A 22,750-nucleotide genomic window follows, 5' to 3' on the forward strand; every position below is an offset into this window, starting at 1 on the left:
TTCTGGGTCTTGGGTGGGCGCGCGCGGATGGCGATTTCAGGATATGCCCGGACAGATGGGGGCGCCCCCGGTCGAGGGCGCCCCTGGTTCACGACTGTTCGACGATGCGGATGGTCCGGATACCGGTTCCCCGGTAGCGCGTCGGCGTCCTGGTCAGAACGGGACGGCCGTGCGGCCACTCGACGGTCGGCAGCGCGAGGTGCAGCACGTGGGCGCCACTCCAGTCGTCCTCGGCCTTGCCGTCCAGGTCCTCGCCCTCGGCCGCCGCCGTCCGCAGCCGTTTGCCGACGGAGGTGGCCGCCGCGAAGTCGAGGGCCTCGATGTTCACGGACGGCAACGCGCCCACGTGTTCGGCGACTCCGGCACGCTCACGCTCGGCTGCGGCGAGGCTCAGCGCGGGGATGTACACGCGCAGCGCCGGATCCTTCTCGGCTCCGACGACCAGCCGCGAAGCCATGCTGTTTCCCGCCCCCAGGGCGAGCGCGGCGGTGTCGTCGAAGATGACCGCACGCGGCAGCGGGTATCGCTTCTCCCCCGTCACTGGACCTCCCCGATTCGCCCGGCCTCGAGGTCGGCCCACAGCTTCTCACCGGCCTTCTCGTCCTCCTCGGTGTAGGGCCTGCCGAGGAAGTGCTCCTCCACGTACGCCTTGGTCTCCTCGTACTGCTTCCGCAGCTCTTCCTTGGTCGGAGTGGCCCCGGCCAGCTGAGCGACGAGGTCACGCATGCTCATCCCGCGCTCCCGGGCGAGCTCCTGGAGGCGGTCACGGACAGCGGGGTCGACCTTGATCGTGGTGTCAGCCATGAGCACAGTATACCGACGGTATACCACCTCAGGGCGTTCGAGTGCGATGGTCATCGACACTCCGTTTCTTTCGAAGGGCCCGACAGGCCATTACCGGCCGGGAGTCTGTGTGCGCCTACGCGGGCGCGGGCCCACCTCGCAGCAGCGCGCGGGCCAGCGCACCGCCCCGCTGCGCGGCCTCCCGGAAGACTGCGGCACCGGGCTTGCGGAGTTCGACCTCAACGGTCCTGACCGGCCCGGCCGTTGGCGCGCTGGGGCGTTTGCGCTGCAGGCGGTTCTCCACGATCGCGCCCGCCGAGTACACGCGAGCGGGCAAGCCGCTCGCCAGAGCCGCGCGCACCTGGGCGCTGGAAGCGCCCGCCTCCCACCACTCCTCCACCAGCGGCGCGACCGGCGGCGGGGAGGGAGGTTCTTTCCCTCCGGTGTTTTCCCCCGAAGGGGACGGGCCCGAGGGCTCGCCGTCCGACTCACCGGAGTCCCGGTTCTGAACTTTTTCAGGTTCACCCGTGGGGGGCTCGTCCTCGTACGGAGTATCGAACACCTCGTAGACGGTGGAGAACTGACGCGTCTCGGGATCCTGCCGCACCACCCGCCGCAGATACCGGGAATCCTCCAGCTCACGCAGGGCGGAGGCGATCCGCGACCGCCCCTCCTTGCGCTGCTCGGAGAGGGTTCGGATCGTCGCCCGAGCGCCGTCCGGGAGGCTCAGGAGGTACGTCAGTACGCCTACCGCGCACCAGGAAAGGCTCCGGTCGCGGAGGAGAGTGTTGGAGAAGACTGAAAAGGCGCGCGTGGGCGTCGTACGATGAATCCGCATCGGGAGTGTGGCTCCTGGTGTCGAGCCCCCGGGTGTTGTCGCACCGCGGGGGCGTTTCCGTTGCCGTGACTCTACGACCACGCAAAGCGACGAACGCAAGCCAGAACTGGGTTTTCCCAGGCGGAAGTTCCCGCTTTTCACTCGCCGGAGTGAAGCGCGCCGCGGAGCAGCAGCGTGTGGATCCGCGACTCCAAGAACAACCCCGGCGGCCCCGTCCTCAGCGTCTCCGCCGAGTCCTGGGCCGCCTTCGTACAGCAGGTACGCGCTCAGTAGGTGAGGTAGCAGCTCTTGAGGACGCCGTAGAGCGGGTCGACGCCGAACACGGCCGCCTTGCAGGTGGTGCCGCCGGAGAGGGTCTTGTAGACGAAGCGGCCCTTCGCGCCGTAGGCGACGGTCCGCTTCCCGGTGAACGCGCAGGTGCCGCCCTGGGAGGCGCAGGCGGTCGCCTTGTAGCCGGCCGGGGCGGCGGGGCCGGTGTAGCAGGACTTGGTCTCGTTGCCGATCGGGTCACCCCCGAAGGACGCGCTGGTGCAGGCGGTGTTGCCCGCGGCGACGGCGGTGTTGAACGAGCCGTACGCGCCGTACATCACGGGCTGTCCGGCGACGGCCGCGCAGGTGCCGCCCTCGGCGGAGCACTTGGTCCAGCCGGCCGGGGCGCCGCTCGGCGCGATGTAGCAGGACTTGACGACGTTCGCCGCCGGGTCGCCGCCGAACTTGGCGCTGGTGCAGGCGATGCTGCCGCTGGTGACCAGGTGCTTGAAGTTGCCGTTGGTGCCGAAGACGACGTCACGGTTGTAGCCGGGGACCTTGCAGGTGCCGCCCTCGGCCGCGCACTTGGTGTACCCGTAGGGGCCGCCCGCGATGGCGATGTAGCAGGTCTTGATGGTGTCGGCCGCCGGGTCGCCGCCGAAGGAGGCGCTGGTGCAGGGGATGCTGCCGGTCGCCGTCTTGTAGGCGTATGTCCCGGAGCCGAAGGCCACCGCGCGGGTGCCGCTGAAGGTGCAGGTGCCGCCCTCGCTCGCGCACCGGGTGTAGCCGGCGGGCAGCGGGCTGCTGGTGGCCATCGCGAACTTCACCAACGAGGCCACGGCCTTCATACCGGCCTCGTTGGGGTGGTACGTGGCCCGGCCCGACGCCGGCTTGTACTTCTCCACCCACGGGCTGGACGAGCACGCGTTGTGGCCCTTGCTCGCGGCGGCGACGTTGACCAGGGTCGCCCCGGTGACGGTGGCGGCGGCGGAGGTCGCGTCGGCGAGACGGGAGGCGACGGTGCGCTCGTACGCCAGCTGGCTCGCGGTGAGCGGAACACCGGTGCAGGCGGCGCCGTCGGGCACGACGGACATGTAGTTGACGAGGAACACCCGCGCCCGCGGGGAGATCTTGTGAACGGCCTTCACGACGTTCTGGATCCGCCCCCTCACCGCGCCGAGGGCCGTGTCGATCGCGGACGTGCTGACGGTCCCGCAGTTGGTCCCGCCGCTGTTCTGGCAGGAGTACGAGACGACGCTGCCCAGGTAGTTGACGTCGTTGCCGCCGATGGTGACCGTGACCAGGCGGGTCGTGCTCTTCACGGCATTGATCTGCGCCCCCTGCCCGGCCTGGCTCGCGGTGAGGATGTTCGCCGTGGTGGCACCACTGCACGTGACGTCCGTCAGCTTCGCCCCGGTGTCACGGGCCACGATGCTGGCGTAGTTGTTGTTCGACCGCATGCACGCGGCCGCCACGCTGCCCTCCTTCACCGGCGGAATGCTCGGCCCCGCGGCGAACGAGCTGCCCATCGCGACGTACTCCATGCCGGCCGCCGAGGCGGCGGTGACGGAGGAGGACGCGGCGGCGGACGAGGCGGCGGAGAGCGACTCCTTGGCCCCCGCGTCCACGGGCGCGGGGTCCGCGGCGGGGCTCCCGCCGAGGCCCGCGCACCCGGTCGCGAACCCCAGGGACAGGACAAGACCGAGCATGCCCGTCCGCCAGCGGTGCCGCCGTTTCATGTTCGCCATGCGTGGTTCCTCCATGGTGCAGTGTCGACACTCGGCCCCGTCAACGCGAGGGGATGCCTTATAGAACGGAGGAGTTGGCCGCGCGGTTGCAGCAATGATCGACAATGTGTCGACAACAATGGGACAACGCATGGGTACGCGCGAAGCTTGAAATAAGTAGCGCTACTCAGGCGGCCGTTGATCGGTGAACGGCATCGTGGAGATCACACGGAGGAACCCGATCCGATCTCCCCGGAGGCACCCCATGAACCGCTCCTCGCTCGTCTCGGCCCTGCGCACCCCCGTCGCCCTCGGCTACCTGCTGATCGTCGCCGCCCTCGGCGTGTGGGTCGCGGTGGACACGCTGTTCCTGACGCACGCGGACACCAGCTTCGCCGGGGTGTGGCTCTTCCTCGCGACCGCGCCGGTGTCGCTGCTGTTCGCCTGGGCGCCCGACCAGCTCGCGTTGATCGGCATCCCGGTCGCGGCGGTGGTCCAGGCGGCCCTGCTCGGCACCGCGTACCGGGGACTCACCCGGACCCGCCGCCTGGGCACCAGCGGCTGACAGCGATGCGCCACCGCGAACAGGCCATGGGCCGGTCATGGATGTCTGTCCATGACCGGCCCAAGTCAGTCTGCTGTCACATGACTTGCATGACTTGCTCCAGCAGCGCCCGCTCCGCCTCGACCCGCTCGGTCGACCCCCTGACCACTCCGGCAGCCATGCGCCCGCGCCCTCCCCCTGCGTCACGGTGAACGTGTGGCGTCCATCGTGGTCCACGGGTGAGTACTCTTGGGGCAAGCTTCGTACACCACGTCCGTGGACGTGGCCCCCGAATGCCGGTGCGGCCCGCGCGTAGTGCCCCTCTCCTCGGCCGCGGCAAGGATGCGGCTGGGCTCGGCCGTGGCGGCGCGGTCCTCGGAGGTGGCGACGGTCCGTTCGCACTCGGCCATACGGGCCGCCACAAGGGAGAGTTGCCCGGATTCGCGCGGCCACGAGGCCGTGAGTCAAACGGCCACGGCCGAGACGTTGCCGCCGGACAGTGTGGCGGCGTACGCGTCGATGTCGTCGCGGTCGGAGGTGAGAACGCTGCCTCCGCCGTGACTGGCCGCGATGAAGACGGCCAGGGCGTCCACCGGATCGGGGCGCTTCTTCGGCGGTAGCGCGGCAGAACCGATCATGTCGCCGAGTGTCTTCCAGCCCTCGATGTTCACTCCTCCCGCACAGGGGAGACAGCGCGGCGGAAGACCGTCGGCGTACGGGGCCCTGTCAACGGGGTACACGAAGACATCGGCAAGGAGACGCTTCCAGGCGTAGGCCGTTTTGGGGCTTGTCCGCCATGCCTGCGACAGGGCGGGACCAGGGACGATCGGCTTGTGTCCGCCGACCGTGACGAACCCCTTGTGCAGGATGTGCGCCCGACGGTCCTGACCGACCAGCGCCATCAGCATGCCCGTGTCGTACACGACCACGTTCACGCGGCGGCCTCACCGCGCGGTGTACGGCCGAGAATCGCGTCGACCTCCGCCTGTTCCCCCTCTGTCGGCTCGATGTCGTCGCCTGCCCAGACACCCGAACCAGCCTGCTCCTCGGCCTCCGTGCGCGCCTTCTGGAAGGGCTCGAAGATCTCCCTGACCCGATCCTGCTGGTCCATCTGCGCCTGGGCGGCGATCGTCAGGAACGTGGAAACATCGAGTCCGGCGTCCGCGGCGTGCTCCCTTATCCGGTCACGCACCTCAGCCGGCATGCTGATCGAGAAACGTACAATCGCCATACCGATACCGTAACACCAAGTGTTACGCGGCTAGGAGCCCACTCCTCCGCCCTCAACGGCGACCTCCTCACCGTCACCAGTGGTCCGGCAATCACGGCACTGGCGCTGCGGCGCGAGGGACTGGAGCTGCTGAGCGCTGGTGGTCGCGTCGACAAGATCGCGGACGAACATGGTTGTTCGGGGGTCGTCTCTGGTCCCTCCGGTGACCCAACGAAGGAACTGCTGCCCCCATCCCGGCAGGCGCGCGCCGTCTCCAGAGGGAGTGACGGACGATCCCGGGACGGGGGCCCTCAGTGTTGCAGTGTCCTGCGATGCCGTGTCAGGGCAGTTGGCTGATCAGCACTGCGAGGGGCGGCTGGCGAGGATCCCCTTACGGCAGTCGGGGAGTTTCGACACCGGCGTGATCACCGAGGCGGTCGAGTCGTCCAGCGCATAGCAGAGCTGGGCGTGCAGGACCTCCGCCTCGGCACCGGTCAGGCGCAGCGGGATGTCCGACTCGAACCCGCCGTCCTTGGTCAGCCAGAGGTCGATGGTGAGCGTGCCGTCCTCGTCCCTCCGCACGGGCTTGCTGGGCACGCGGCTGATCTGCATCCGGGATGCGCTCATCAGGCCGCCACCCCCACGGGCGTGCCGACACGGTGCCCGTGGATCACCCAGGGCCCGATGTCGATCCCGTCGAGCGCGAGGACCAACGCCCGCCGCCGCATGCGCTGTTCGTGCGCGACGAGGTAGGGACGGATACGGGAGGCGGGCCGGGCCGCTGCCGCACCGGCCGGCCCGCCGGACCGCCGTCGCCTCAGGAGGTACGGCGGCAGTACGGGGATCTCGGCACCGGCGACGAGAATCCGGAACCCGGGCGGACGCCGGACGGCATCCGACACGGGCACGGGTGCGGGGAGGAGTGCGCGCACCAGGCACACGAGGACGAGGGCGGCCGCCTGCACGAGTGTTCGCGCGAGGCCGGGCCGGATACGGTGGAACATGCTGACGCTCCTACAGGGCGTTGGCCACGCCCCGGGGTGCCCTAACACCGCCGGGGCGCTTGGCGTCCAGACAGTGACCGCCTGATCACTGCCTGACACCAAGGTAGCCACAACTCTGCTTGCTCATCAACATTGATACGGAAGCGGGGTGACTTGGCATATGCCTGTACGGAGAGGGCGGGCGGCCCTCACACGAGGTCGTCGAACTCTCCGGCCTTGGCTCCAGCCAGGAACGCCGCAAGCTTGGCCCGGCTCGTGCTGACGATCACGCTGGGCTCATCGCTCTCCCTGACCAGCACTCCCCCGTCGACCACCGCCAGTTCCAGGCAGTTGCCCGACTGGTCGGAGTACGACGACTTACGCCACTGAATCCCCAACGCCCTCATGTCCCTACAGCTCGTGCAGCACCTTGCGGATGAAGTCACGCGAGCCTCCCGATTCCAGGGACCGCTGCTCCATACGGTCGAATACAACATGGTAGTTAGCAAGGTGGGTCTCGGAATCCAGGAAGGTGATCGCGTTCGGGGCATCGATCTGTACGGTGTCCAGCTGACGGACCGGCCCGCTCGCGTACATCGTCGAACTGCCCGCATTCGGGAACCCACCCGCAGCGAACGGGATCACCCGAAGGTTTACCGACTGCCGCTCGGACTGCTTCAGCAGCTCCTCCAACTGCCGCCGCACAACGGCACGGTCGCCGAACAGCATCCGCAGCGCCGCCTCGTGAACGAGGAACGAACAGTGCGGCGGATCGGCGCGGTCGAGCAGCGCCCTGCGCCGCAGCCGGAACTCGACTTGAAGATCGAAGGCTCGCGGCGCGAGAGGCGGGATAGCCTCCCTGAAAACGGCTCTGGCGTAGTCCTCGTGCTGTAACAGCCCTGGAAGATGAGTGATCTGCACATGCCGGAGCCTGACGGCGTGATACTCCAGCTCGGCCAAGTCCAGCATGAACGAGGCCATGGAGTCCCGGTACGGGTCCCACCAGTTGTCACGGGCACCGGCCCGCTCCCTGGCCATGTCCGCGAGCGCATCGATATAAGCCTGGTCAGGGCACGAGTAGTTGGCGGCCCACACACGCACCCGGTCGGCGCTCACCCCGAACCGCGCCGACTCGGTGTTGCTGATCGCGGTCTTGTCCACCCGATGCAACGCGGCGGCCTCGGTCACGGACAGCCCCACCTGCTCACGCATCCGTCGCAGTTCAGCCCCGAGCCGCCGCTGCCGCCCGGTGGGTGGCTTTCGGACAGGCATGATGCACCTTTCCGCTAGAACACAGACGGCCGATCGTGGCCGGTGCGCGACAACCGCGCACGCCCGGCGACGCGGTGCGCCGCCGGGCTCAGCCATACCCCTACAGGAACGAGTTGATCTCGATCGTCTCGTCGCGGCCCGGGCCCACGCCGATCGCGGAGATCGGGGCGCCGGACATCTCCTCCAGGGCCTTGACGTAGTTCTGCGCGTTCTTCGGGAGGTCGGAGAACGACTTGGCCTTGGTGATGTCCTCGGACCAGCCCGGGAGGGTCTCGTAGACCGGCTTCGCGTGGTGGAAGTCCGACTGGGAGTACGGGAGTTCCTCGACGCGCTTGCCGTCGATCTCGTACGCCACGCAGACCGGGATCTGCTCCCAGCCGGTCAGCACGTCGAGCTTCGTCAGGAAGAAGTCCGTCAGGCCGTTGACCCTCGTCGCGTAGCGCGCGATCACCGCGTCGAACCAGCCGCAGCGGCGGTCACGGCCGGTGGTGACGCCCCGCTCGCCGCCGATGCGGCGCAGCGCCTCGCCGTCCTCGTCGAACAGCTCGGTCGGGAACGGGCCGGCGCCGACGCGGGTCGTGTACGCCTTGAGGATGCCGATCACGCGGCTGATCTTCGTCGGACCCACGCCCGCTCCCGTGCAGGCGCCGCCCGCGGTCGGGTTGGAGGAGGTGACGAAGGGGTACGTGCCGTGGTCGATGTCGAGGAGCGTGCCCTGGCCGCCCTCGAAGAGGACGACCTTGTCTTCCTCCAGGGCCTGGTTGAGGACCAGGACCGTGTCGGCGACGTACGGCTTCAGCTTCTCCGCGTACTCCAGCAGCTCGGCCACGACCTGGTCGACGGCGATCGCGCGGCGGTTGTACAGCTTGGTCAGCAGCTGGTTCTTGACGTCGAGGGCCGCCTCGACCTTCTGCGTGAGGATCGACTCGTCGTAGAGGTCCTGGACCCGGATGCCCACCCGGTTGATCTTGTCCGCATATGTCGGACCGATCCCGCGCCCGGTGGTGCCGATCTTGCGCTTTCCGAGGAAGCGTTCCGTCACCTTGTCGACAGTGACGTTGTACGGGGTGATGATGTGCGCGTTGCCGCTGATCAGGAGCTTCGACGTGTCGACGCCGCGCTCGTTCAGACCGCTCAGCTCGGAGAGCAGGACCGACGGGTCGACGACGACGCCGTTTCCGATGACCGGCGTACAACCGGGCGACAGGATTCCGGAAGGAAGGAGGTGGAGTGCGTACTTCTGGTCACCCACGACGACCGTGTGGCCGGCGTTGTTGCCGCCCTGGTAGCGCACTACGTAGTCCACCGAGCCACCGAGTAGGTCGGTGGCCTTTCCCTTGCCTTCGTCACCCCACTGAGCACCGAGCAGCACAAGTGCGGGCACGCGCGTACACCCCTTCCGGGTGGGGCATGTCCAAGGTCAGGGGCGTGCGCGGAGGCTCAGTTCACCACCGCGTGCACCGCGACCGTCGTTGGCCGCAGTTCCGCGACCGTCGTCGGTCGCACACCGTCGGACCCGGATGCCCCGGAATAGACGAAGCCCCTGGCGCAATAGCGCAAGGGGCTCTTGCACAAAGATGCTACCCGAGGAAGCGAGGCAGGACCGAGGTGGCGACTTTCGCGACGCCGGACCAGCTGCTGGTGATCATCGATCCGATTGCCCGGAGGGCCGACGGGGAGTCCGTACGGATCGCGAAAGACGTGCTCAGCGCGGGTGCGGCGAGTACGAAGGTGTGTCTTCCCGAGGGCCCGGAGGAATTCGCCCGGGTGCTGGCCCGGCGGGGTTCGCGGCGGCCGGTTGTGATCGGTGACGACCGTGCGCTGACCCGGACGGTGTCGCTGCTGCACCGGCAGCGGGAGCTGGCCGGATGTGTGCTGTCGATGGTGCCGGTGGGGACCGTACTGGGCGTGGCGCACGCCCTGGGGATCCCCACGGGGGCCGTGGCGGCGGCACGGGCCGTCCTCGACGGCTCGGAGCGGCGGCTGGACCTGCTGGTGGACGACAGCGACGGGGTGGTGGTGGGGGCGCTGAGGATTCCGCCGGTGCACGTGCCGGTGATCGGAGAGGCGTCCGACGCGGAGACGCCGGGGCGGCCCTGGCTGCAGTCCCTCGTCCGCACGCTCGTCCCCCCGCGTCCGCCGCGCCCCACCGCCGTCCCTCCCCCGCCGGGCCCGGCCCGGCTGCGGGTCGAGGTCGACGGGGTGACCCTGGTCGATCTGGACCAGCCGGTGGAGGCGGTGTCGGTGACCCCGGGAGCGTCCGGGGAGGCGATGGTGGTCGTACGGCCCGTGTCGGTGGGCGCGGAGGCGGCGCCGCTTCAGGCCCGGGGGCGGGTCGTGACGGTGTCGGGCGCGGACTTCCGCTACCGGGCGGACGCGGCGGTGGCGGGGCCGGTGCGCAGGCGGACGTGGACGGTGCGGGAGGGGGCGTTGGGGTTGGTGTTGCCGACGGCGGGGTGAGTCACCACAACTCAGGGTAGCGACCCGACTGCGCTCCCCGGGCCGGTCTCGTCCTTCAGCCCCACCCCCGTGGCCCCCAGCGCACGGGCCCTCCCCATCAACCCCGCCAGCTTCCCCGCCGCCACCTCGTAGTCGAGGCCCAGCGGCGGCCGGATGTTGGACAGGCAGTTGCGGTCGGCGTCGGTCGTCACGCCGGGCACGGGGCGGTACGTGAGGTACGCGCCCAGGGAGTCCGCCGCCGACATGCCCGGGCGCTCGCCGACCAGGACCACGACCGTCTCCGCCCCCATCGCCGCCGCCACGTCGTCGCCGAGGGCCACGCGGGCCTGTTCGGCGAGGACGACGGGAGCCACGTTCCAGCCGGGCAGGCGTTCCGTCGTCGCCCGCACCATCGCCGCCGCGTGCTCGTGCACCGCCCGGCTGGAGAGCCCGTCGGCGACGACGAAGACGACGTCCCACTCGCCGGCCGGGAGATGCGCGCGGTCCACGGCGTCCAGTCGGCGGCCCAGGTCGGGGCGCTGGAGGTAGGTGAGCCGGTCGGGGGCGGCGCTGCGGACCCGTACCGTCGGCATGCCGGGCAGCGCCGCCGCGATCCGGTCCGGGGCGAACGGCGAGTGCACCGCGTCCCGGGCGGCGGCGTGCGCGGCCTGGAGCTCCAGCCGGTGGCGGGTGGGCAGCGCGCTGCCGGCCCGGCCGAGACCGATGCGGGCCTGGGTGCGGCGGCGCAGGGCCGGCCACAGATCGTCGTTCAGCAGAGATACGTCCGTCATGCCGCGAGCTCCCGTCCGATCGCCGTGAGGGGGTGAGCCGTACCTGAGATCTCGCGGAGGCCGCCGCGTTCGTCCAGGAGCCCGACCGAGCCCAGCCACGCCTCGAACTCGGGCGCCGGGCGCAGGCCGAGCACCTCGCGCAGGTAGAGCGCGTCGTGGTACGAGGCCGACTGGTAGTTGAGCATGATGTCGTCGCCGCCCGGGGTGCAGATCACGAAGGACGCCCCGGCCACGCCGAGCATGGTCAGCATGGTGGCGATGTCGTCGTCATCGGCGTCGGCGTGGTTGGTGTAGCAGATGTCCAGGCCCATGGGCAGGCCGAGCAGCTTGCCGCAGAAGTGGTCCTCCAGGGCGGCGCGCAGGATCTGCCGGCCGTCGTAGAGGTACTCCGGGCCGATGAAGCCGACGACCGTGTTGACCAGCAGCGGCTCGTAGCGGCGGGCGACCGCGTACGCCCGTGCCTCCACCGTCTGCTGGTCCACCCCGTGGTGCGCGTCGGCGGACAGGGCGCTGCCCTGGCCGGTCTCGAAGTACATGACGTTGCGACCGACCGTGCCCCGGCCCAGGGCGAGGGCGGCCTCGTAGGCCTCGTCGAGCAGGCCGAGGGTCACCCCGAAGGAGGCGTTCGCGGCCTGGGTGCCCGCGATGGACTGGAAGACGAGGTCGACGGGGGCGTCCTTCGCCATCAGGTCGACGGCCGTCGTGACATGGCACAGGACGCAGGACTGGGTGGGGATGGAGTAGCGGCCGATCACGCCGTCGAGCAGTTCCAGCAGGTCCCGTACGGCCTTCGGGCTGTCGGTGGCCGGGTTGATGCCGATCACCGCGTCGCCGGAGCCCAGCAGCAGCCCGTCCAGCAGGGCGGCCGCCACGCCGGCCGGGTCGTCGGTGGGGTGGTTGGGCTGGAGCCGGGTGGCGAGGCGGCCGGGCAGGCCGATCGTCGAGCGGAACGCCGTGACCACGGAGACCTTGCGGGCCACGGCCACCAGGTCCGCGTTGCCCATCAGCTTCGACACCGCCGCGACCATCTCCGGGGTGAGGCCCGGCGCCAGCGCGGTCAGCGCGGCCGTGTCCGCCGCCTCGGACAGCAGCCACTCCCGCAGTTCCCCGACCGTCATCGACGCGACCGGCGCGAAGGCGGCCCGCTGGTGGGTGTCGAGGATGAGCCGGGTGACGTCGTCGTCCTCGTACGGGATGAGGGGCCGGGTGAGGAAGTCGGTCAGGGGGACGTCCGCGAGCGCCCAGCGCGCCGCGACCCGCTCCCGGGCCGTGCGGGCCGCGAGGCCGGCCAGGCGGTCGCCGGAGCGTTCGGGGCTCGCGGCGGCGAGGAGGCGGGCGAGGGAGCCGAAACGGTGCCGTTCGCCGCCGAGGGTGGACGTGTAGACGCTCATGGCGGCGACCGTACGAGCCCGGTGTTTCCCTGACATTTCTAAAGGTCTGGTTGACAAACATTTAACGCCCCGAGACCCTTGCTCGACTCATTCGGGATAGAGAGTTCCGGTCCAGCACGGAAGTGGACGGACAAGGAGAGGGGCCACCCGATGGCAGTGGACGAGGGCGTCGCCCCGGCGGCGCGGACAACCGACGTAGGCACAGTTCACCGGCTCAAGCCCAACGCCGTGGGCCTGCTGGGCGTGGTCTTCATGGCCGTCGCGACGGCCGCGCCGATCACCGCGATGACGGGCAACGTGCCCTTCATGGTGTCGGCCGGAAACGGCATCGGCGCCCCGGCGAGCTATCTCGTCGCAATGGTCGTCCTGGCGATCTTTTCCGTCGGCTTCACGTCGATGGCGAAGCACATCACCTCCACTGGCGCCTTCTACGGCTTCATCTCCTACGGCCTCGGCCGCTCGGTCGGGCTCGCCTCGGGACTGCTCGCGACCTTCGCGTACGTCGTGTTCGAGCCGGCGCTGATCGGCATCTTCTCGACCTTCGCCACCACGACGCTGAAGGACCAGACGGGGCTGGACGTCCCGTGGTGGGCGTTCGCGGTGCTGATGCTGGCGATCAACGCGACCGGCACCTGGTTCGGTGTCTCGGTCGCCGAGAAGCTGCTGGTCGTACTGCTGGCCACCGAGGTGACGATCCTCGCCGCGATGGCGGTCTCGGTCGCCTTCCACGGCGGCGGCCCCGACGGCTTCAGCATCGACCCGGTCAACCCGGTGAACGCCTTCAAGGGCACCTCGGCCGGCCTCGGGCTGTTCTTCGCCTTCTGGTCGTGGGTCGGCTTCGAGTCGACGGCGATGTACGGCGAGGAGTCCCGCAACCCCAAAAAGATCATCCCCAAGGCGACGATGATCTCCGTGCTCGGCGTGGGCGTCTTCTACGTCTTCGTCTCCTGGATGGCGATCACCGGCACGGGCACGTCCGACGCCGTGAAGGTCGCCGCCGAGGACCCGCTGGGCCTCTTCTTCAACCCCACCGAGCAGTACGTCGGCCACTGGGCGGTCGTCGTGATGCAGTGGCTGATGATCACCGGCTCGCTGGCCTGCGGCATGGCCTTCCACAACTGCGCCGCCCGCTACATGTACGCCCTGGGCCGCGAGGGCGTCCTGCCGTCACTCCAGCGCACGGTGGGCCGCACGCACGCCCGGCACGGCTCCCCGCACGTCGCGGGTCTCGTCCAGACGCTCGTCTCGGCCGTGCTGATCGGCGCGTTCTGGGCCGCGGGCAAGGACCCGTACACCGGTACGTACGTGCTGCTCGCGATCCTCGGCACCATGGCGATCCTGGTCGTGCAGGCGGTGTGCTCGTTCGCGGTGCTGGTGTACTTCCGCTCCCACCACCCCGAGAGCCGGCACTGGTTCAGGACCTTCGCCGCGCCGCTGACCGGCGGGATCGCGATGCTCGCGGTGGTGGCGCTGCTGGTGTCCAACATGGGCGTCGCGGCCGGACCGGAGTCGGGCTCGCTGGTCCTGAAGGCGACCCCGTGGCTCGTCGCCCTGATCGCGGCGGCGGGCATCGGCTACGCCCAGTACCTCAAGCGGCGGTCGCCCGAGCGGTATCAGCTGCTGGGGCGGACGGTCCTGGAGGAGACCCGGGAGCGCTGAGCGCTCCGCTGGAAGTCCAGTGCGTTGTCTGCGGGTCCGTCGTGGCTGGTCGCGCCCACGCGGCGGAGCCGCATGTCGCTGCAGCCCCGCGCCCCTTTGGGGCGCGGGCGCACCGGAGCGGACTTCGCCCGACCTGCTGAGGACTTCAGGACTCCCCGAAGAGTCTCTCGCGGTGGACCCGCCAGCGCTCCATCATGGCCGCGACCTCGCCTTCGACGAACTCGAAGAAGGCGAGCGTCTCGGCCATCCGGCGTCCCGCGGGCGTGTCCGCGCCGAGGCTGGAGACGCCTTCCCGCAGCGCGGCCTCCCACCGCTTCATGACGGCGTCCCGGTTGGCCAGCGCCTCGTACCACTGGTCGCCGTGCACCCGGTAGCGCTCCCGGCGCGAGCCGGGCTCCCGCTCGCGCGAGACCATGTGCACCTGGGCCAGATAGCGCACCGCCCCGGAGACGGCGGCCGGGCTGATCCGCAGCTGCTCCCCCAGCTCGGTGGAGGTCATCACCCCCTCGTCGGAGGAGAGGAGCGCGGCGAACACCCGGGCCGCCATGCGCTGCATCCCGGCCTCCACGAGCTGCGCCGCGAAGGACTCGACGAACCGCGACACGGCCTCCGGATCCCGGGCTGTTTCGCTCATGCGCTCCATCGCTCCATCGTAGCGTCGCTTCACACCCTTCCTTAACTTCACAAATTTCTGAATGAAGCGTACGTTCGGAGCATGACGAAGGCCATCACGGTGTCCGGACTCCACAAGTCCTTCGGCCGTACCCACGCCCTGGACGGTCTCGACCTGGAGGTCGAGCAGGGCGAGGTGCACGGCTTCCTCGGCCCCAACGGCGCCGGCAAGTCCACCGCCATCCGTGTTCTGCTCGGCCTGCTGCGCGCCGACTCCGGCACCGCGCGGATCCTCGGCCGCGACCCGTGGTCGGACGCCGTCGAGGTGCACCGCCGGATCGCGTACGTCCCCGGCGACGTCACCCTCTGGCGCAACCTCTCCGGCGGCGAGGTCATCGACCTCTACGGCAGGCTGCGCGGGGGCCTGGACGCCGGGCGCCGCGCCGACCTGATCGACCGCTTCGAACTGGACCCGACCAAAAAGGGCCGGACGTACTCCAAGGGCAACCGGCAGAAGGTCGCCCTGGTCGCCGCGTTCGCCTCGGACGTCGACCTGCTCATCCTGGACGAACCGACCTCCGGCCTGGACCCGCTCATGGAGGAGGTCTTCCAGCGCTGCGTGGAGGAGGAACGGGACCGGGGGCGCACGATCCTGCTGTCCTCCCACATCCTCAGCGAGGTCGAGGAGCTGTGCGACCGGGTCAGCATCATCCGCAAGGGCCGCACGGTCGAGACCGGTTCGCTCGCCGACCTGCGCCATCTGACCCGGACCAGCGTCACGGCCGAACTCGCCGGGCCGCCCAACGGCCTCGCCCACCTCCCCGGCGTCCACGACCTCGACGTACAGGGACAGCGGGTACGCCTTCAGGTCGACACGGACAAACTCGACGCCGTCCTGCGGTCGTTGACCGACTCGGGCGTACGGTCGCTGACGTCGACGCCGCCGACCCTGGAGGAACTCTTCCTGCGCCACTACCAGGAGAACACCACAGGTGAGGTGGCGGCCCGATGACCACGCTCACCGGCACCGGCGTCCTGGTCCGCTTCGCCCTTCGCCGCGACCGGGTGCTGATCCCCGTCTGGGTGGCCGTGAACACCCTGATGGTCCTGTCCATGCCGAACACGCTGAAGGGCCTGTACAGCACCCCCGCCGAACGCGCCGACCTGCTCCGCCAGATGGACACCAACGCCTCCTTCCGCGCGCTCATCGGCCCGGTCTTCGACGACTCGCTCGGCGCCCTCACCGCCTGGCGCGTCGGCGTCTTCGCGGCCGGGCTCGCCGCCGTCACCGGCCTGCTGATCGTCGTACGGCACACCCGGGACGAGGAGGAGAGCGGCCGGCACGAGCTGATCGCGTCCGGTGCGGTGGGCCGGCGCGCCTCGCTGACGGCGGCGCTGCTCACGGCGGGGGTCGCGAACGCCGTACTCGCCCTGCTGGTGACGGCGGGCCTGGCCGGGCAGGGCGCGGCGGGGGCCGTCGCGTTCGGCCTCGGGCTGGCCGGGGTCGGGATGGTGTTCGCCACCATGGCGGCGATCGTCGCGCAGCTCACCGAGAGCGCGCGGCTGGCCCGGGGGCTGACGGCGGCGGCGCTGGGCGCGGCGTTCGTCCTGCGGGCGGCGGGCGACTCGGCCACTGACGACGGCTCCTCCGTACTGACCTGGCTGTCCCCGCTGGGCTGGCTGGAGAACCTTCGGCCGTTCGCGGACGAACGGTGGTGGGTGCTGGGCCTGCTCGCGGCGGCGGTCGCGATCCAGGCCGCCGTGGCCTACCGGCTGGCTGGCCGCCGGGACGTCGGGATGAGCTTCCTGCCGACCCGGCCGGGACCCCCCACCGGACGGCTGGCCTCGGCGGGCGCGCTGGCCCGGCGGTTGCAGCGGGGCGGGGTGCTGGGCTGGAGCATCGGCTTCTTCCTCGCCGGGGTCGTCTACGGCGGCCTCACGGAGGGCGCGGCCGACCTCGTCGCCGACAACGACAAGGCACGCGAGATCTTCGAACGCATGGGCGGCCAGTCGGGACTGACCGACGCCTTCCTGGCGGCCATGGTCGGCATGCTGGGCCTGATCGCCTCCCTGTACGTGGTCGCCTCGGTACTGCGGCTGCACGGCGAGGAGACCTCGGGCCGGGCGGAGCCGGTCCTGGCGAACGCGGTGGGCCGGCTGCGCTGGGCCGGCGGCCATCTGCTGATCGCCTTCGGCGGCTCGGCCCTGATCATGCTGCTCGCCGGCCTCGGTTTCATCGCCGGTCACGGCAGGGAGGCGGGCCCCATCCTGGCCGCCTGCCTGGTGCAGCTCCCGGCGGTGTGGGTGGTCGGCGGCCTTGCGGTCCTGCTGTACGGCATGGCACCCCGGCTGGCGCCCGCCGCATGGGGTGTGGCGGTCGCGGTCCTGCTCATCGGCTGGATCGGCCCGGCCCTGGACGCCCCGCAGCTCGTCCTCGACCTCTCCCCCTTCGGCCACCTGCCCAAGCTGCCCGGCGGGGACATGAGCTGGGGGCCGGTGGGGGTGCTGGTGCTCCTGGCGGGGGTGCTGGTGGCCGGGGGGCTGGCGGGGCTGCGGCAGCGGGACATGATCACCTGAGGGCGGCCGGGGAACCCGGCGGCGGTCCGGGAACCCGGCGGCCGTCCGCGGACGTCCCTTGCGGTCATGGGACAACGTACGCAGGCGGCCGCCGGATGTCTGACCGCGGCCCTCGGGGCGGGGGCGGGCCTCGCGGTGTGGTCGATCGACGTCCGCTCCCGCCTCTGGCGCTTCGAGCAGGCCCCCGACCTGAGCGTCCTCTACGTGGAACTGCCGCTCGCGCTGCTGGCCGGAACGACGGCGGGGCTGGTCCTGTGGGCGGTGACCAGCCGCCTCACAGGGCGCCTCAGGGGCAGGTCGGAGAAGGTCAGAGGGTGACGTCCAGGCCCTCCAGCCCCCGGATCACGAAGTTCGGCTTCCGCTTCGGCTCCTCGGCGAGGGCCAGGGTCGGGGCCTTCTCCAGGAGGGCCGTCATCGAGGCCGCCAGTTCGATACGGGCCAGGGGTGCGCCGATGCAGTAGTGGATGCCGGCGGAGAACGAGATGTGCGGGTTCTCCGTGCGGGTGAGGTCCAGGCGCTCGGGGTGCTCGAACACCTCGGGGTCGTGGTTGGCGGACCCGAAGAGCATGGCGATCTCGGCACCCCGGGGGATCGTCGTGCCGTCGATCTCGATCTCGTCCAGCACCCACCGCTCGAAGAGCTGGAGCGGGGTGTCGTACCGCATGAGCTCCTCGACGGCGGTGGGGACGAGCGAGTGGTCGGCGCGCAGGGCGGCGAGCTGCTCCGGGTTGTGGAAGAGGGCGTTCCAGCCGTTGACGGTGGCGTTGACGGTCGCCTCGTGCCCGGCGTTGAGCAGCAGCACGGCGGTCGAGATCATCTCCTGCTCGGTGAGCCGGTCGCCCTCGTCGTGCGCGGCGATGAGCCCGGAGATGAGGTCGTCGCCGGGTTCCTTGCGGCGGGCGGCGATGAGTTCACGCAGGTAGGCGGAGAACTCGACGGAGGCCCGCACCGCCTTCGCGGCGGTGTCCTCGGACGGGTTGAGCTCGTACATCCCGCAGATGTCCGCCGACCAGGGCCGCAGCGGCGCGCGGTCGGCCTCCGGTATCCCGAGCATCTCGGCGATCACGGCGACGGGCAGCGGTTCGGCGACCTCGCTCAGCAGATCGCCCCCGCCGGCCTCCACCAGCCGGCCCACCAGCTCGCCCGCGAGCTGCCGTACGTACGGCGTCAGCCGCTCGACCGTGCGCGGGGTGAACGCCTTCGACACCAGGCGCCGGATCCGGGTGTGGTCCGGCGCCTCCAGGTCCAGCAACCCGTGGTCGTTGAGGGTGTGGAACGGCTCGTGCTCGGCCGGGGGAGCCGTCCGCCCGAAGTCCTCGTGCGTGAACCGGTGTTGATACGTCCGCCCCAGCCGCCGGTCCCGCAGCAGCGCCGACACGTCCGCGTGGTGCGGCACCAGCCACTGGTCGGTCGGCGCGTAGTGGATCACCCGGCCCCGCTCCCGCAACTCGGCGTAGGCGGGGTAGGGGTCGGCGAGGAACGCCGGGTCCCAGGGGTCGAAACGAAGGTCGTCAGCTGCTGCCATGAACGGACGCTAGCCGGTGATCGGGCTGCTGACCAGGGGGGTCTCGCTCCGGTGTGGGGTCAGCGGGCGGGTGGCTGCTCCACGGAGGGGCCACCCCGGTGGACCGTGGGGACGTGGCGGTCGGCCGGGGCGGGAAGCGTGTCGACGCAGGTCCGGGAGCAGGCGTTGACGAGGAGAGGCAGTACGTCCGTGGCGACGCCGAGGGAGATCCAGACCTGCTCGGGTCCCGTCGGGGGCAGCGGGCCGGCGCAGACGCTGCACTCCTGGCCGGGGAGGACGGGTACGTGGAGCGCGGGGAACGGCATCCGGTTCTTGACGCGGAAGCCGGGCCGGGAAATGACGGGGGCCCCGGCCCGGTCGGTCACGCGTGGGAGGTCACCGGTGGTGCGGTGACGTCAGGTAGTGCTGCCTGAGGAGCTCCCTTCCGTAGTCGTTGCCGTTGGGGGTGCGGATGACGGAGTGGACGTGCTTCTGGGTGGCGCCGCTGCCCTGGGTCGCGCCGTACGCCCCGGCGAGCGGGCCGGGGGCCTGGCAGTCGACCTCGATCCAGACGACGGGGCTGTGGACGCGGACGTAGAAGGCGTCGTCGTCGCCGGTGCCGCCGGCCCAGGTGACATAGGTGTCGTCGAGGTGCTTGCGGATCTCCGCCATGCGCACCTTCGCGGCGTCGGCCTTGGCGCGGCCCACGAACGCCTGGGCGATACCGAGCAGTTTCTTCTTCTGGGCGGCGGTGAGGGCGTTGCCCCGGATGCCGACGTACTCCTGGACGGTGTTGTCCGAGAACGCCCCCGATTTCATCGACTCGTTGGACTTGGTCGTCGACTCGATGGCGACGGCCTGCTGGGCGGTGGTGAGGGTGTTGATGAAGGCCAGGCTCGCCACGACCTCCTCGTGGCAGACGGTCACCGTCTCGCCGTCGATCTCCATCGAGGTCGGCTCCGAGCCCCAGAAGCAGGGGCTCATGACGACCTGGTCGCCGAGCACGAAGTAGTTGATCACCAGGTGGTGGCCGTCGAACTGGAAGCCCCAGGGCTCGCTGTCCGAGGGCGTGCCCATCACGGTCCAGTAGTAGGCGTCCTCGTTGAAGGAGTTCGTGTTGCCGATCGCCTCGCCGGCCGCCTGGTTGATCTTCCGGATCTTCTCCGTCGTCTCCAGGCCGTCGGCGCTCAGGGCGGCCTTCAGCAGGGCCGTGCCCAGGGCCTTCTGGTCGTCGCTGAGGTCGGCGAGGGAGACGCCCTGGCGCTCGTAGGAGTCGATGTTGCTCCACAGCCGCCACTCGGTGGAGTGGACCGTGAACTGCGTCGAGGTCTTCTGGGTGTCGGTGAGGCCGGCCAGGAAGGCGTTCGCCGCCGAGATCACCGGGGCGGTGGCCACACCGGTGGAGTGGATCGTGAACAGGTCGTCGATCCGGTTGCCGTCGGTGGTGAGACCGAAGAACTCCTCGGTGATCGACATGTTGCCGGGGCCGCCGGTGCCGCCGCCCGGGCCGCCGCTGGGCGCGCCGCTCGGCGCGCCGGAGGCGTCGGCGGTGGGGGTGGCGGTGGCGTCGTCGGCCATCGCGGCCCAGGCTCCGGCGCCGCCCATGGTCGCGACGGCCGTGGCGCCGGACGCGAAGAACACCTTGCGCATGAAGTTGCGGCGGCTCGCGTGAGCACGGCCGCCGGTTTCGGACTGCGGCTCGGGGGCCGTCGGCTCACCGGTGTCGAGCTCGGTCATCGTCCCTGATCCTCTTCGTCATGAGCCCGTCCCCACTGGACCGGCGGCCTGCCGATCACTGTGGTGCAGCGAACTTAGGCAGGCCTTAAGCAGCGGGGACAAGCCCGTCGAAAGGGACTCGCGGGGAGTGGGCAGAGGGGGTCTGACCTGGGGTTCTGTGAGAGTCCTTAGACTCCGGGCGGGGGTGTCAGACTCCCAGCGGCAGCGTCACCGAGAACTCGGTGCACCCCGGCTCGCTCGCCACCTCGATCCGGCCCCCGTGCGCCTCCGTGATGGCCGCGGCGATGGCCAGCCCGAGCCCCGAGCCGCCCTCCTTGCCGGACGCACGGGAGCGCGAGGCGTCGGCCCGGGTGAAGCGCTCGAAGACGGTGGGGAGGAGCTCGGGCGGGATACCGGGGCCGTTGTCCCGCACGCGGATCACGCAGTGCCGGGCGGTCGCCGGATCGGCGTCCGCTCCGGTGGCGGCCTCCACGATCACCGTGATCTTCGTGCCGGCCGGTGTGTGTATTCGCGCGTTGGCCAGCAGGTTGGCCACCACCTGATGCAGCCGGGACGGGTCGGCGACGACCGTCACCGGCGTGTCCAGGCGCAGCGCGAGCTGCCAGTCGTGCTCGCTCCCCGCGGCCTGCGCGTCCCACACGGCCTCGGCCACCAGCGTCGCGATGTTCACCTCGGCCCGCCGGAGCGGCCGCCCCTCGTCGAGCCGCGCGAGCAGCAGCAGGTCCTCGACGAGGTCGGTCATCCGCGCCGACTGGGCGGAGACCCGGTGCCAGGCCAGCTCCGGCTCGATGGTGGTGCTGCCGCCGTTCATGAACTCGGCGTACCCGGCGATCGAGGCGAGCGGGGTGCGCAGTTCATGGCTGGCGTCGGTGAGGAACCGGCGCATGCGCTGCTCGGTGCGCTGGCGTTCGGCCAGCGAGGCCTCGACATGGTCGATCAGCCGGTTGAGCACGGCGCCCACCTGGCCGGCCTCGGTGCCGGGGTCGGTGTCCCCCTCGGCGACCCGGGCGAGGCCCGCGACCTCCCCGCGGTTCAGCGGCACGCGGGCCACCTCGGCGGCGGTGGCCGCGACCCGGCCGAGCGGACGCAGCTGGCGCCGGATGACCACCGCGCAGGCACAGGCCGCGGCCGACAGACCGACCCCCGCGATCACCGCTTCGAGGACCACCAGCCGGTCGATCACCTGCTGGATGTCGTCCATCGGCAGCCCGGCGAGTACGGGGACCCCGTCGCCGCCGATCGCGGTCACCCGGTAGGTGCCCAGGCCGGGAACGGTGCGGGTGTGCAGCGAGCCGTCCGGGCTGATCCCCTTCAGCGCGGCCCGCTGGGCGGCGCCGAGCACCTGCTGCCGGCCGTCCTCGGTCACCACCTCGGCGGCGATGACCTCCCCGTCGGCGAACCGCGCCGCCAGGGTGCCGGTGGGCTGCCCGCGTTCGTTGAGGAACCCCAGGTCCGTCGCCCCGCCCGTCCGGCGCTGCAGCCCGCCCTGGCCGCGCTCCGCCGCGTTCGTGACCCGCTGGTCCAGGTCCCCCAGCAGATACACGCGCTGCACGTACACCGTGGTGAGCGCCATCGCCGCGCACACCACCGCGAGCGTCACGGACACGAACAGCACCAGCCGGACCCGCAGCGAGCGCCAGCCCGGACGGGCGCCCGAGTCCGCCCCGCGCCTGAGGAACCTCATGTCCCCTCGTCCGCGGCCCGGATCGAGTACCCCACTCCGCGGACCGTGCGGATCATCGGGACCCGCCCCTTGTCGATCTTCGCCCGCAGTCCGTGGATGTAGACCTCGACGAGGTTCCCCTCGCCGTCGAACGAGGCATTCCACACATGGTCCAGGATCTGTGCCTTGCTCAGCACCTGGTGCGGATGGCTCATCAGGAACCGCAGCAGGTCGAACTCCTTCGTCGTCAGCGCGATCGGCGTCCCCCCGCGCTGCACCTCCCTCGTCCGCTCGGCCAGCACGAGGTCCCCCAGCGTCCGCACCGACCCGTCGGCCGTCTCGTCGGGCAGCCCGGCCCGGCGCAGCAGCCCGCGCACCCGCAGCATGACCTCCTCCAGCGAGAACGGCTTGGTGATGTAGTCGTCCGCCCCGGACGACAGTCCGTCCAGCCGGTGCTCCAGCGCGTCGCGGGCGGTGAGCATCAGCACCGGCAGGCGCGGGTTCTCGTTCCTGAGCCGGCGCAGCACCTGGATCCCGTCCACGTCCGGCAGCATGCCGTCGAGGACCACGACATGCGGGGCGCAGTCGCGCGCCAGACGCAGGGCGCCGCGTCCGTCCCCCGCCGCGAAGGGACGCCAGCCCGCCTCGGTCACGGCCGCCGACAGCAGCTCCGTGAGCTCGGGCTCGTCGTCGACGATCAGTACGCGCACCGTGCCGCCACGCGTTTCGGCATCGCCGGACATGCGTTGCCCTCCTCTCGGCCGGTCGAGC

Annotated in this window: 26 protein-coding genes; 7 read left to right on the plus strand and 19 right to left on the minus strand. The window is 70.7% G+C overall.

Annotation, left to right across the window (positions count from 1 at the left end; translation table 11 throughout):
- Positions 1-88: 88 nt before the first annotated feature.
- The 3 genes from ACLZN2_RS38935 to ACLZN2_RS38945 form a co-directional block, all read right to left on the minus strand.
- Positions 89-541, minus strand: a complete 453-nt coding sequence (locus ACLZN2_RS38935) for a hypothetical protein (protein ID WP_416984324.1) — start codon at positions 539-541, stop codon at positions 89-91.
- Entirely contained in the window at positions 538-804 is a 267-nt protein-coding gene (locus tag ACLZN2_RS38940; RefSeq protein WP_256251843.1) for a hypothetical protein, read from the minus strand. Before ACLZN2_RS38940 ends, ACLZN2_RS38935 begins: the two co-directional genes overlap by 4 nt.
- Positions 805-919: 115 nt before the next feature.
- Entirely contained in the window at positions 920-1,621 is a 702-nt protein-coding gene (locus ACLZN2_RS38945; RefSeq protein WP_416984325.1) for a hypothetical protein, read from the minus strand.
- A 174-nt stretch (positions 1,622-1,795) separates the two neighbouring features.
- Here ACLZN2_RS38945 and ACLZN2_RS38950 point away from each other — a divergent pair, with 174 nt between their 5' ends.
- On the plus strand, positions 1,796-1,894 hold the full coding sequence (locus tag ACLZN2_RS38950) for a DUF397 domain-containing protein (RefSeq protein ID WP_416984326.1): 99 nt from the start codon (positions 1,796-1,798) through the stop codon (positions 1,892-1,894).
- Here the strand turns inward: ACLZN2_RS38950 and ACLZN2_RS38955 are convergent.
- Entirely contained in the window at positions 1,888-3,618 is a 1,731-nt protein-coding gene (locus tag ACLZN2_RS38955) for an SGNH/GDSL hydrolase family protein (protein ID WP_416984327.1), read from the minus strand. The two genes, ACLZN2_RS38950 and ACLZN2_RS38955, sit on opposite strands and share 7 nt — an antisense overlap.
- A 244-nt stretch (positions 3,619-3,862) precedes the next feature.
- On the opposite strand from ACLZN2_RS38955, the gene ACLZN2_RS38960 reads away from it, so the two are divergent.
- On the plus strand, positions 3,863-4,162 hold the full coding sequence (locus tag ACLZN2_RS38960) for an SCO4225 family membrane protein (protein ID WP_416984328.1): 300 nt from the start codon (positions 3,863-3,865) through the stop codon (positions 4,160-4,162).
- A gap of 443 nt (positions 4,163-4,605) precedes the next feature.
- Here ACLZN2_RS38960 and ACLZN2_RS38965 read toward each other — a convergent pair whose 3' ends face one another.
- From ACLZN2_RS38965 to ACLZN2_RS38995, 7 genes are all read right to left on the minus strand, one after another.
- Positions 4,606-5,076: a hypothetical protein gene (locus ACLZN2_RS38965; RefSeq protein ID WP_416984329.1), complete on the minus strand. Its 471-nt coding sequence runs from the start codon at positions 5,074-5,076 to the stop codon at positions 4,606-4,608.
- The gene (locus ACLZN2_RS38970; protein WP_416984330.1) at positions 5,073-5,372 is read right to left on the minus strand and encodes a hypothetical protein; all 300 of its coding nucleotides are present in this window, start codon (positions 5,370-5,372) and stop codon (positions 5,073-5,075) included. The genes ACLZN2_RS38965 and ACLZN2_RS38970 overlap by 4 nt, the downstream gene beginning before the upstream one ends.
- A gap of 336 nt (positions 5,373-5,708) precedes the next feature.
- Entirely contained in the window at positions 5,709-5,978 is a 270-nt protein-coding gene (locus ACLZN2_RS38975; RefSeq protein WP_416984331.1) for a hypothetical protein, read from the minus strand.
- On the minus strand, positions 5,978-6,355 hold the full coding sequence (locus tag ACLZN2_RS38980) for a hypothetical protein (protein ID WP_416984332.1): 378 nt from the start codon (positions 6,353-6,355) through the stop codon (positions 5,978-5,980). The genes ACLZN2_RS38975 and ACLZN2_RS38980 overlap by 1 nt, the downstream gene beginning before the upstream one ends.
- A gap of 188 nt (positions 6,356-6,543) precedes the next feature.
- Complete coding sequence (locus tag ACLZN2_RS38985; protein WP_416984333.1) at positions 6,544-6,732, minus strand: DUF397 domain-containing protein; 189 nt, start codon at positions 6,730-6,732, stop codon at positions 6,544-6,546.
- 13 nt (positions 6,733-6,745) lie between these two features.
- Entirely contained in the window at positions 6,746-7,606 is an 861-nt protein-coding gene (locus ACLZN2_RS38990) for a helix-turn-helix domain-containing protein (RefSeq protein WP_416984334.1), read from the minus strand.
- Positions 7,607-7,706: 100 nt separating this feature from the next.
- Positions 7,707-8,990, minus strand: coding sequence for an adenylosuccinate synthase (locus ACLZN2_RS38995; RefSeq protein ID WP_416984335.1), 1,284 nt, complete (start codon positions 8,988-8,990; stop codon positions 7,707-7,709).
- A 224-nt stretch (positions 8,991-9,214) separates the two neighbouring features.
- Between ACLZN2_RS38995 and ACLZN2_RS39000 the strand changes: the two genes are divergently transcribed.
- On the plus strand, positions 9,215-10,066 hold the full coding sequence (locus ACLZN2_RS39000; RefSeq protein ID WP_416984336.1) for a diacylglycerol kinase: 852 nt from the start codon (positions 9,215-9,217) through the stop codon (positions 10,064-10,066).
- 11 nt (positions 10,067-10,077) lie between these two features.
- On the opposite strand, the gene eutC is transcribed toward ACLZN2_RS39000, so the two are convergent.
- Together eutC and ACLZN2_RS39010 are read right to left on the minus strand one after the other, a co-directional pair.
- Positions 10,078-10,836: an ethanolamine ammonia-lyase subunit EutC gene (gene eutC / locus ACLZN2_RS39005; RefSeq protein ID WP_416984337.1), complete on the minus strand. Its 759-nt coding sequence runs from the start codon at positions 10,834-10,836 to the stop codon at positions 10,078-10,080.
- Positions 10,833-12,227: an ethanolamine ammonia-lyase subunit EutB gene (locus ACLZN2_RS39010; protein ID WP_416984338.1), complete on the minus strand. Its 1,395-nt coding sequence runs from the start codon at positions 12,225-12,227 to the stop codon at positions 10,833-10,835. The genes eutC and ACLZN2_RS39010 overlap by 4 nt, the downstream gene beginning before the upstream one ends.
- A gap of 150 nt (positions 12,228-12,377) precedes the next feature.
- On the opposite strand from ACLZN2_RS39010, the gene ACLZN2_RS39015 reads away from it, so the two are divergent.
- Positions 12,378-13,886, plus strand: a complete 1,509-nt coding sequence (locus ACLZN2_RS39015; RefSeq protein ID WP_416984339.1) for an APC family permease — start codon at positions 12,378-12,380, stop codon at positions 13,884-13,886.
- Between the two features lie 145 nt (positions 13,887-14,031).
- Here ACLZN2_RS39015 and ACLZN2_RS39020 read toward each other — a convergent pair whose 3' ends face one another.
- Positions 14,032-14,520, minus strand: coding sequence for a GbsR/MarR family transcriptional regulator (locus ACLZN2_RS39020; RefSeq protein ID WP_416984340.1), 489 nt, complete (start codon positions 14,518-14,520; stop codon positions 14,032-14,034).
- A gap of 81 nt (positions 14,521-14,601) precedes the next feature.
- Between ACLZN2_RS39020 and ACLZN2_RS39025 the strand changes: the two genes are divergently transcribed.
- The 3 genes from ACLZN2_RS39025 (at position 14,602) to ACLZN2_RS39035 (ending at position 17,393) form a co-directional block, all read left to right on the plus strand.
- Positions 14,602-15,510 (plus strand): ATP-binding cassette domain-containing protein, encoded by a 909-nt coding sequence (locus tag ACLZN2_RS39025; RefSeq protein ID WP_416984341.1) that lies wholly within the window; start codon positions 14,602-14,604, stop codon positions 15,508-15,510.
- Positions 15,507-17,075, plus strand: a complete 1,569-nt coding sequence (locus tag ACLZN2_RS39030; RefSeq protein WP_416984342.1) for an ABC transporter permease — start codon at positions 15,507-15,509, stop codon at positions 17,073-17,075. Before ACLZN2_RS39025 ends, ACLZN2_RS39030 begins: the two co-directional genes overlap by 4 nt.
- Positions 17,076-17,141: 66 nt before the next feature.
- Entirely contained in the window at positions 17,142-17,393 is a 252-nt protein-coding gene (locus ACLZN2_RS39035; protein ID WP_416984343.1) for a hypothetical protein, read from the plus strand.
- On the opposite strand, the gene ACLZN2_RS39040 is transcribed toward ACLZN2_RS39035, so the two are convergent.
- From ACLZN2_RS39040 to ACLZN2_RS39060, 5 genes are all read right to left on the minus strand, one after another.
- Positions 17,383-18,600, minus strand: a complete 1,218-nt coding sequence (locus ACLZN2_RS39040; RefSeq protein ID WP_416984344.1) for a cytochrome P450 — start codon at positions 18,598-18,600, stop codon at positions 17,383-17,385. The genes ACLZN2_RS39035 and ACLZN2_RS39040 overlap by 11 nt on opposite strands.
- A 59-nt stretch (positions 18,601-18,659) precedes the next feature.
- Complete coding sequence (locus ACLZN2_RS39045; RefSeq protein ID WP_416984345.1) at positions 18,660-18,965, minus strand: hypothetical protein; 306 nt, start codon at positions 18,963-18,965, stop codon at positions 18,660-18,662.
- Between the two features lie 10 nt (positions 18,966-18,975).
- On the minus strand, positions 18,976-20,316 hold the full coding sequence (locus ACLZN2_RS39050) for a DUF3500 domain-containing protein (RefSeq protein ID WP_416984346.1): 1,341 nt from the start codon (positions 20,314-20,316) through the stop codon (positions 18,976-18,978).
- 187 nt (positions 20,317-20,503) lie between these two features.
- Positions 20,504-22,000, minus strand: coding sequence for a sensor histidine kinase (locus ACLZN2_RS39055; RefSeq protein WP_416984347.1), 1,497 nt, complete (start codon positions 21,998-22,000; stop codon positions 20,504-20,506).
- Entirely contained in the window at positions 21,997-22,722 is a 726-nt protein-coding gene (locus ACLZN2_RS39060; RefSeq protein ID WP_416984348.1) for a response regulator transcription factor, read from the minus strand. Before ACLZN2_RS39060 ends, ACLZN2_RS39055 begins: the two co-directional genes overlap by 4 nt.
- Between the last annotated feature and the right edge of the window lie 28 nt (positions 22,723-22,750).

The organism is Streptomyces sp. T028, assembly GCF_048159505.1.
GTDB lineage: Bacteria > Actinomycetota > Actinomycetes > Streptomycetales > Streptomycetaceae > Streptomyces.

Coding starts and splice junctions, on each gene's coding strand:
- ACLZN2_RS38980 (WP_416984332.1), bottom strand. CDS start 6,355: ATGTTCCACCGTATCCGGCCCGGCCTCGCGCGAACACTCGTGCAGGCG.
- ACLZN2_RS39020 (WP_416984340.1), bottom strand. CDS start 14,520: ATGAGCGAAACAGCCCGGGATCCGGAGGCCGTGTCGCGGTTCGTCGAG.
- ACLZN2_RS38945 (WP_416984325.1), bottom strand. CDS start 1,621: ATGCGGATTCATCGTACGACGCCCACGCGCGCCTTTTCAGTCTTCTCC.
- ACLZN2_RS39050 (WP_416984346.1), bottom strand. CDS start 20,316: ATGACCGAGCTCGACACCGGTGAGCCGACGGCCCCCGAGCCGCAGTCC.
- ACLZN2_RS39025 (WP_416984341.1), top strand. CDS start 14,602: ATGACGAAGGCCATCACGGTGTCCGGACTCCACAAGTCCTTCGGCCGT.
- ACLZN2_RS39010 (WP_416984338.1), bottom strand. CDS start 12,227: ATGAGCGTCTACACGTCCACCCTCGGCGGCGAACGGCACCGTTTCGGC.
- ACLZN2_RS39035 (WP_416984343.1), top strand. CDS start 17,142: ATGGGACAACGTACGCAGGCGGCCGCCGGATGTCTGACCGCGGCCCTC.
- ACLZN2_RS39015 (WP_416984339.1), top strand. CDS start 12,378: ATGGCAGTGGACGAGGGCGTCGCCCCGGCGGCGCGGACAACCGACGTA.
- ACLZN2_RS38940 (WP_256251843.1), bottom strand. CDS start 804: ATGGCTGACACCACGATCAAGGTCGACCCCGCTGTCCGTGACCGCCTC.
- ACLZN2_RS38960 (WP_416984328.1), top strand. CDS start 3,863: ATGAACCGCTCCTCGCTCGTCTCGGCCCTGCGCACCCCCGTCGCCCTC.
- ACLZN2_RS38970 (WP_416984330.1), bottom strand. CDS start 5,372: ATGGCGATTGTACGTTTCTCGATCAGCATGCCGGCTGAGGTGCGTGAC.
- eutC (WP_416984337.1), bottom strand. CDS start 10,836: ATGACGGACGTATCTCTGCTGAACGACGATCTGTGGCCGGCCCTGCGC.
- ACLZN2_RS39040 (WP_416984344.1), bottom strand. CDS start 18,600: ATGGCAGCAGCTGACGACCTTCGTTTCGACCCCTGGGACCCGGCGTTC.
- ACLZN2_RS38975 (WP_416984331.1), bottom strand. CDS start 5,978: ATGAGCGCATCCCGGATGCAGATCAGCCGCGTGCCCAGCAAGCCCGTG.
- ACLZN2_RS39060 (WP_416984348.1), bottom strand. CDS start 22,722: ATGTCCGGCGATGCCGAAACGCGTGGCGGCACGGTGCGCGTACTGATC.
- ACLZN2_RS39055 (WP_416984347.1), bottom strand. CDS start 22,000: ATGAGGTTCCTCAGGCGCGGGGCGGACTCGGGCGCCCGTCCGGGCTGG.
- ACLZN2_RS39030 (WP_416984342.1), top strand. CDS start 15,507: ATGACCACGCTCACCGGCACCGGCGTCCTGGTCCGCTTCGCCCTTCGC.
- ACLZN2_RS38955 (WP_416984327.1), bottom strand. CDS start 3,618: ATGGCGAACATGAAACGGCGGCACCGCTGGCGGACGGGCATGCTCGGT.
- ACLZN2_RS38990 (WP_416984334.1), bottom strand. CDS start 7,606: ATGCCTGTCCGAAAGCCACCCACCGGGCGGCAGCGGCGGCTCGGGGCT.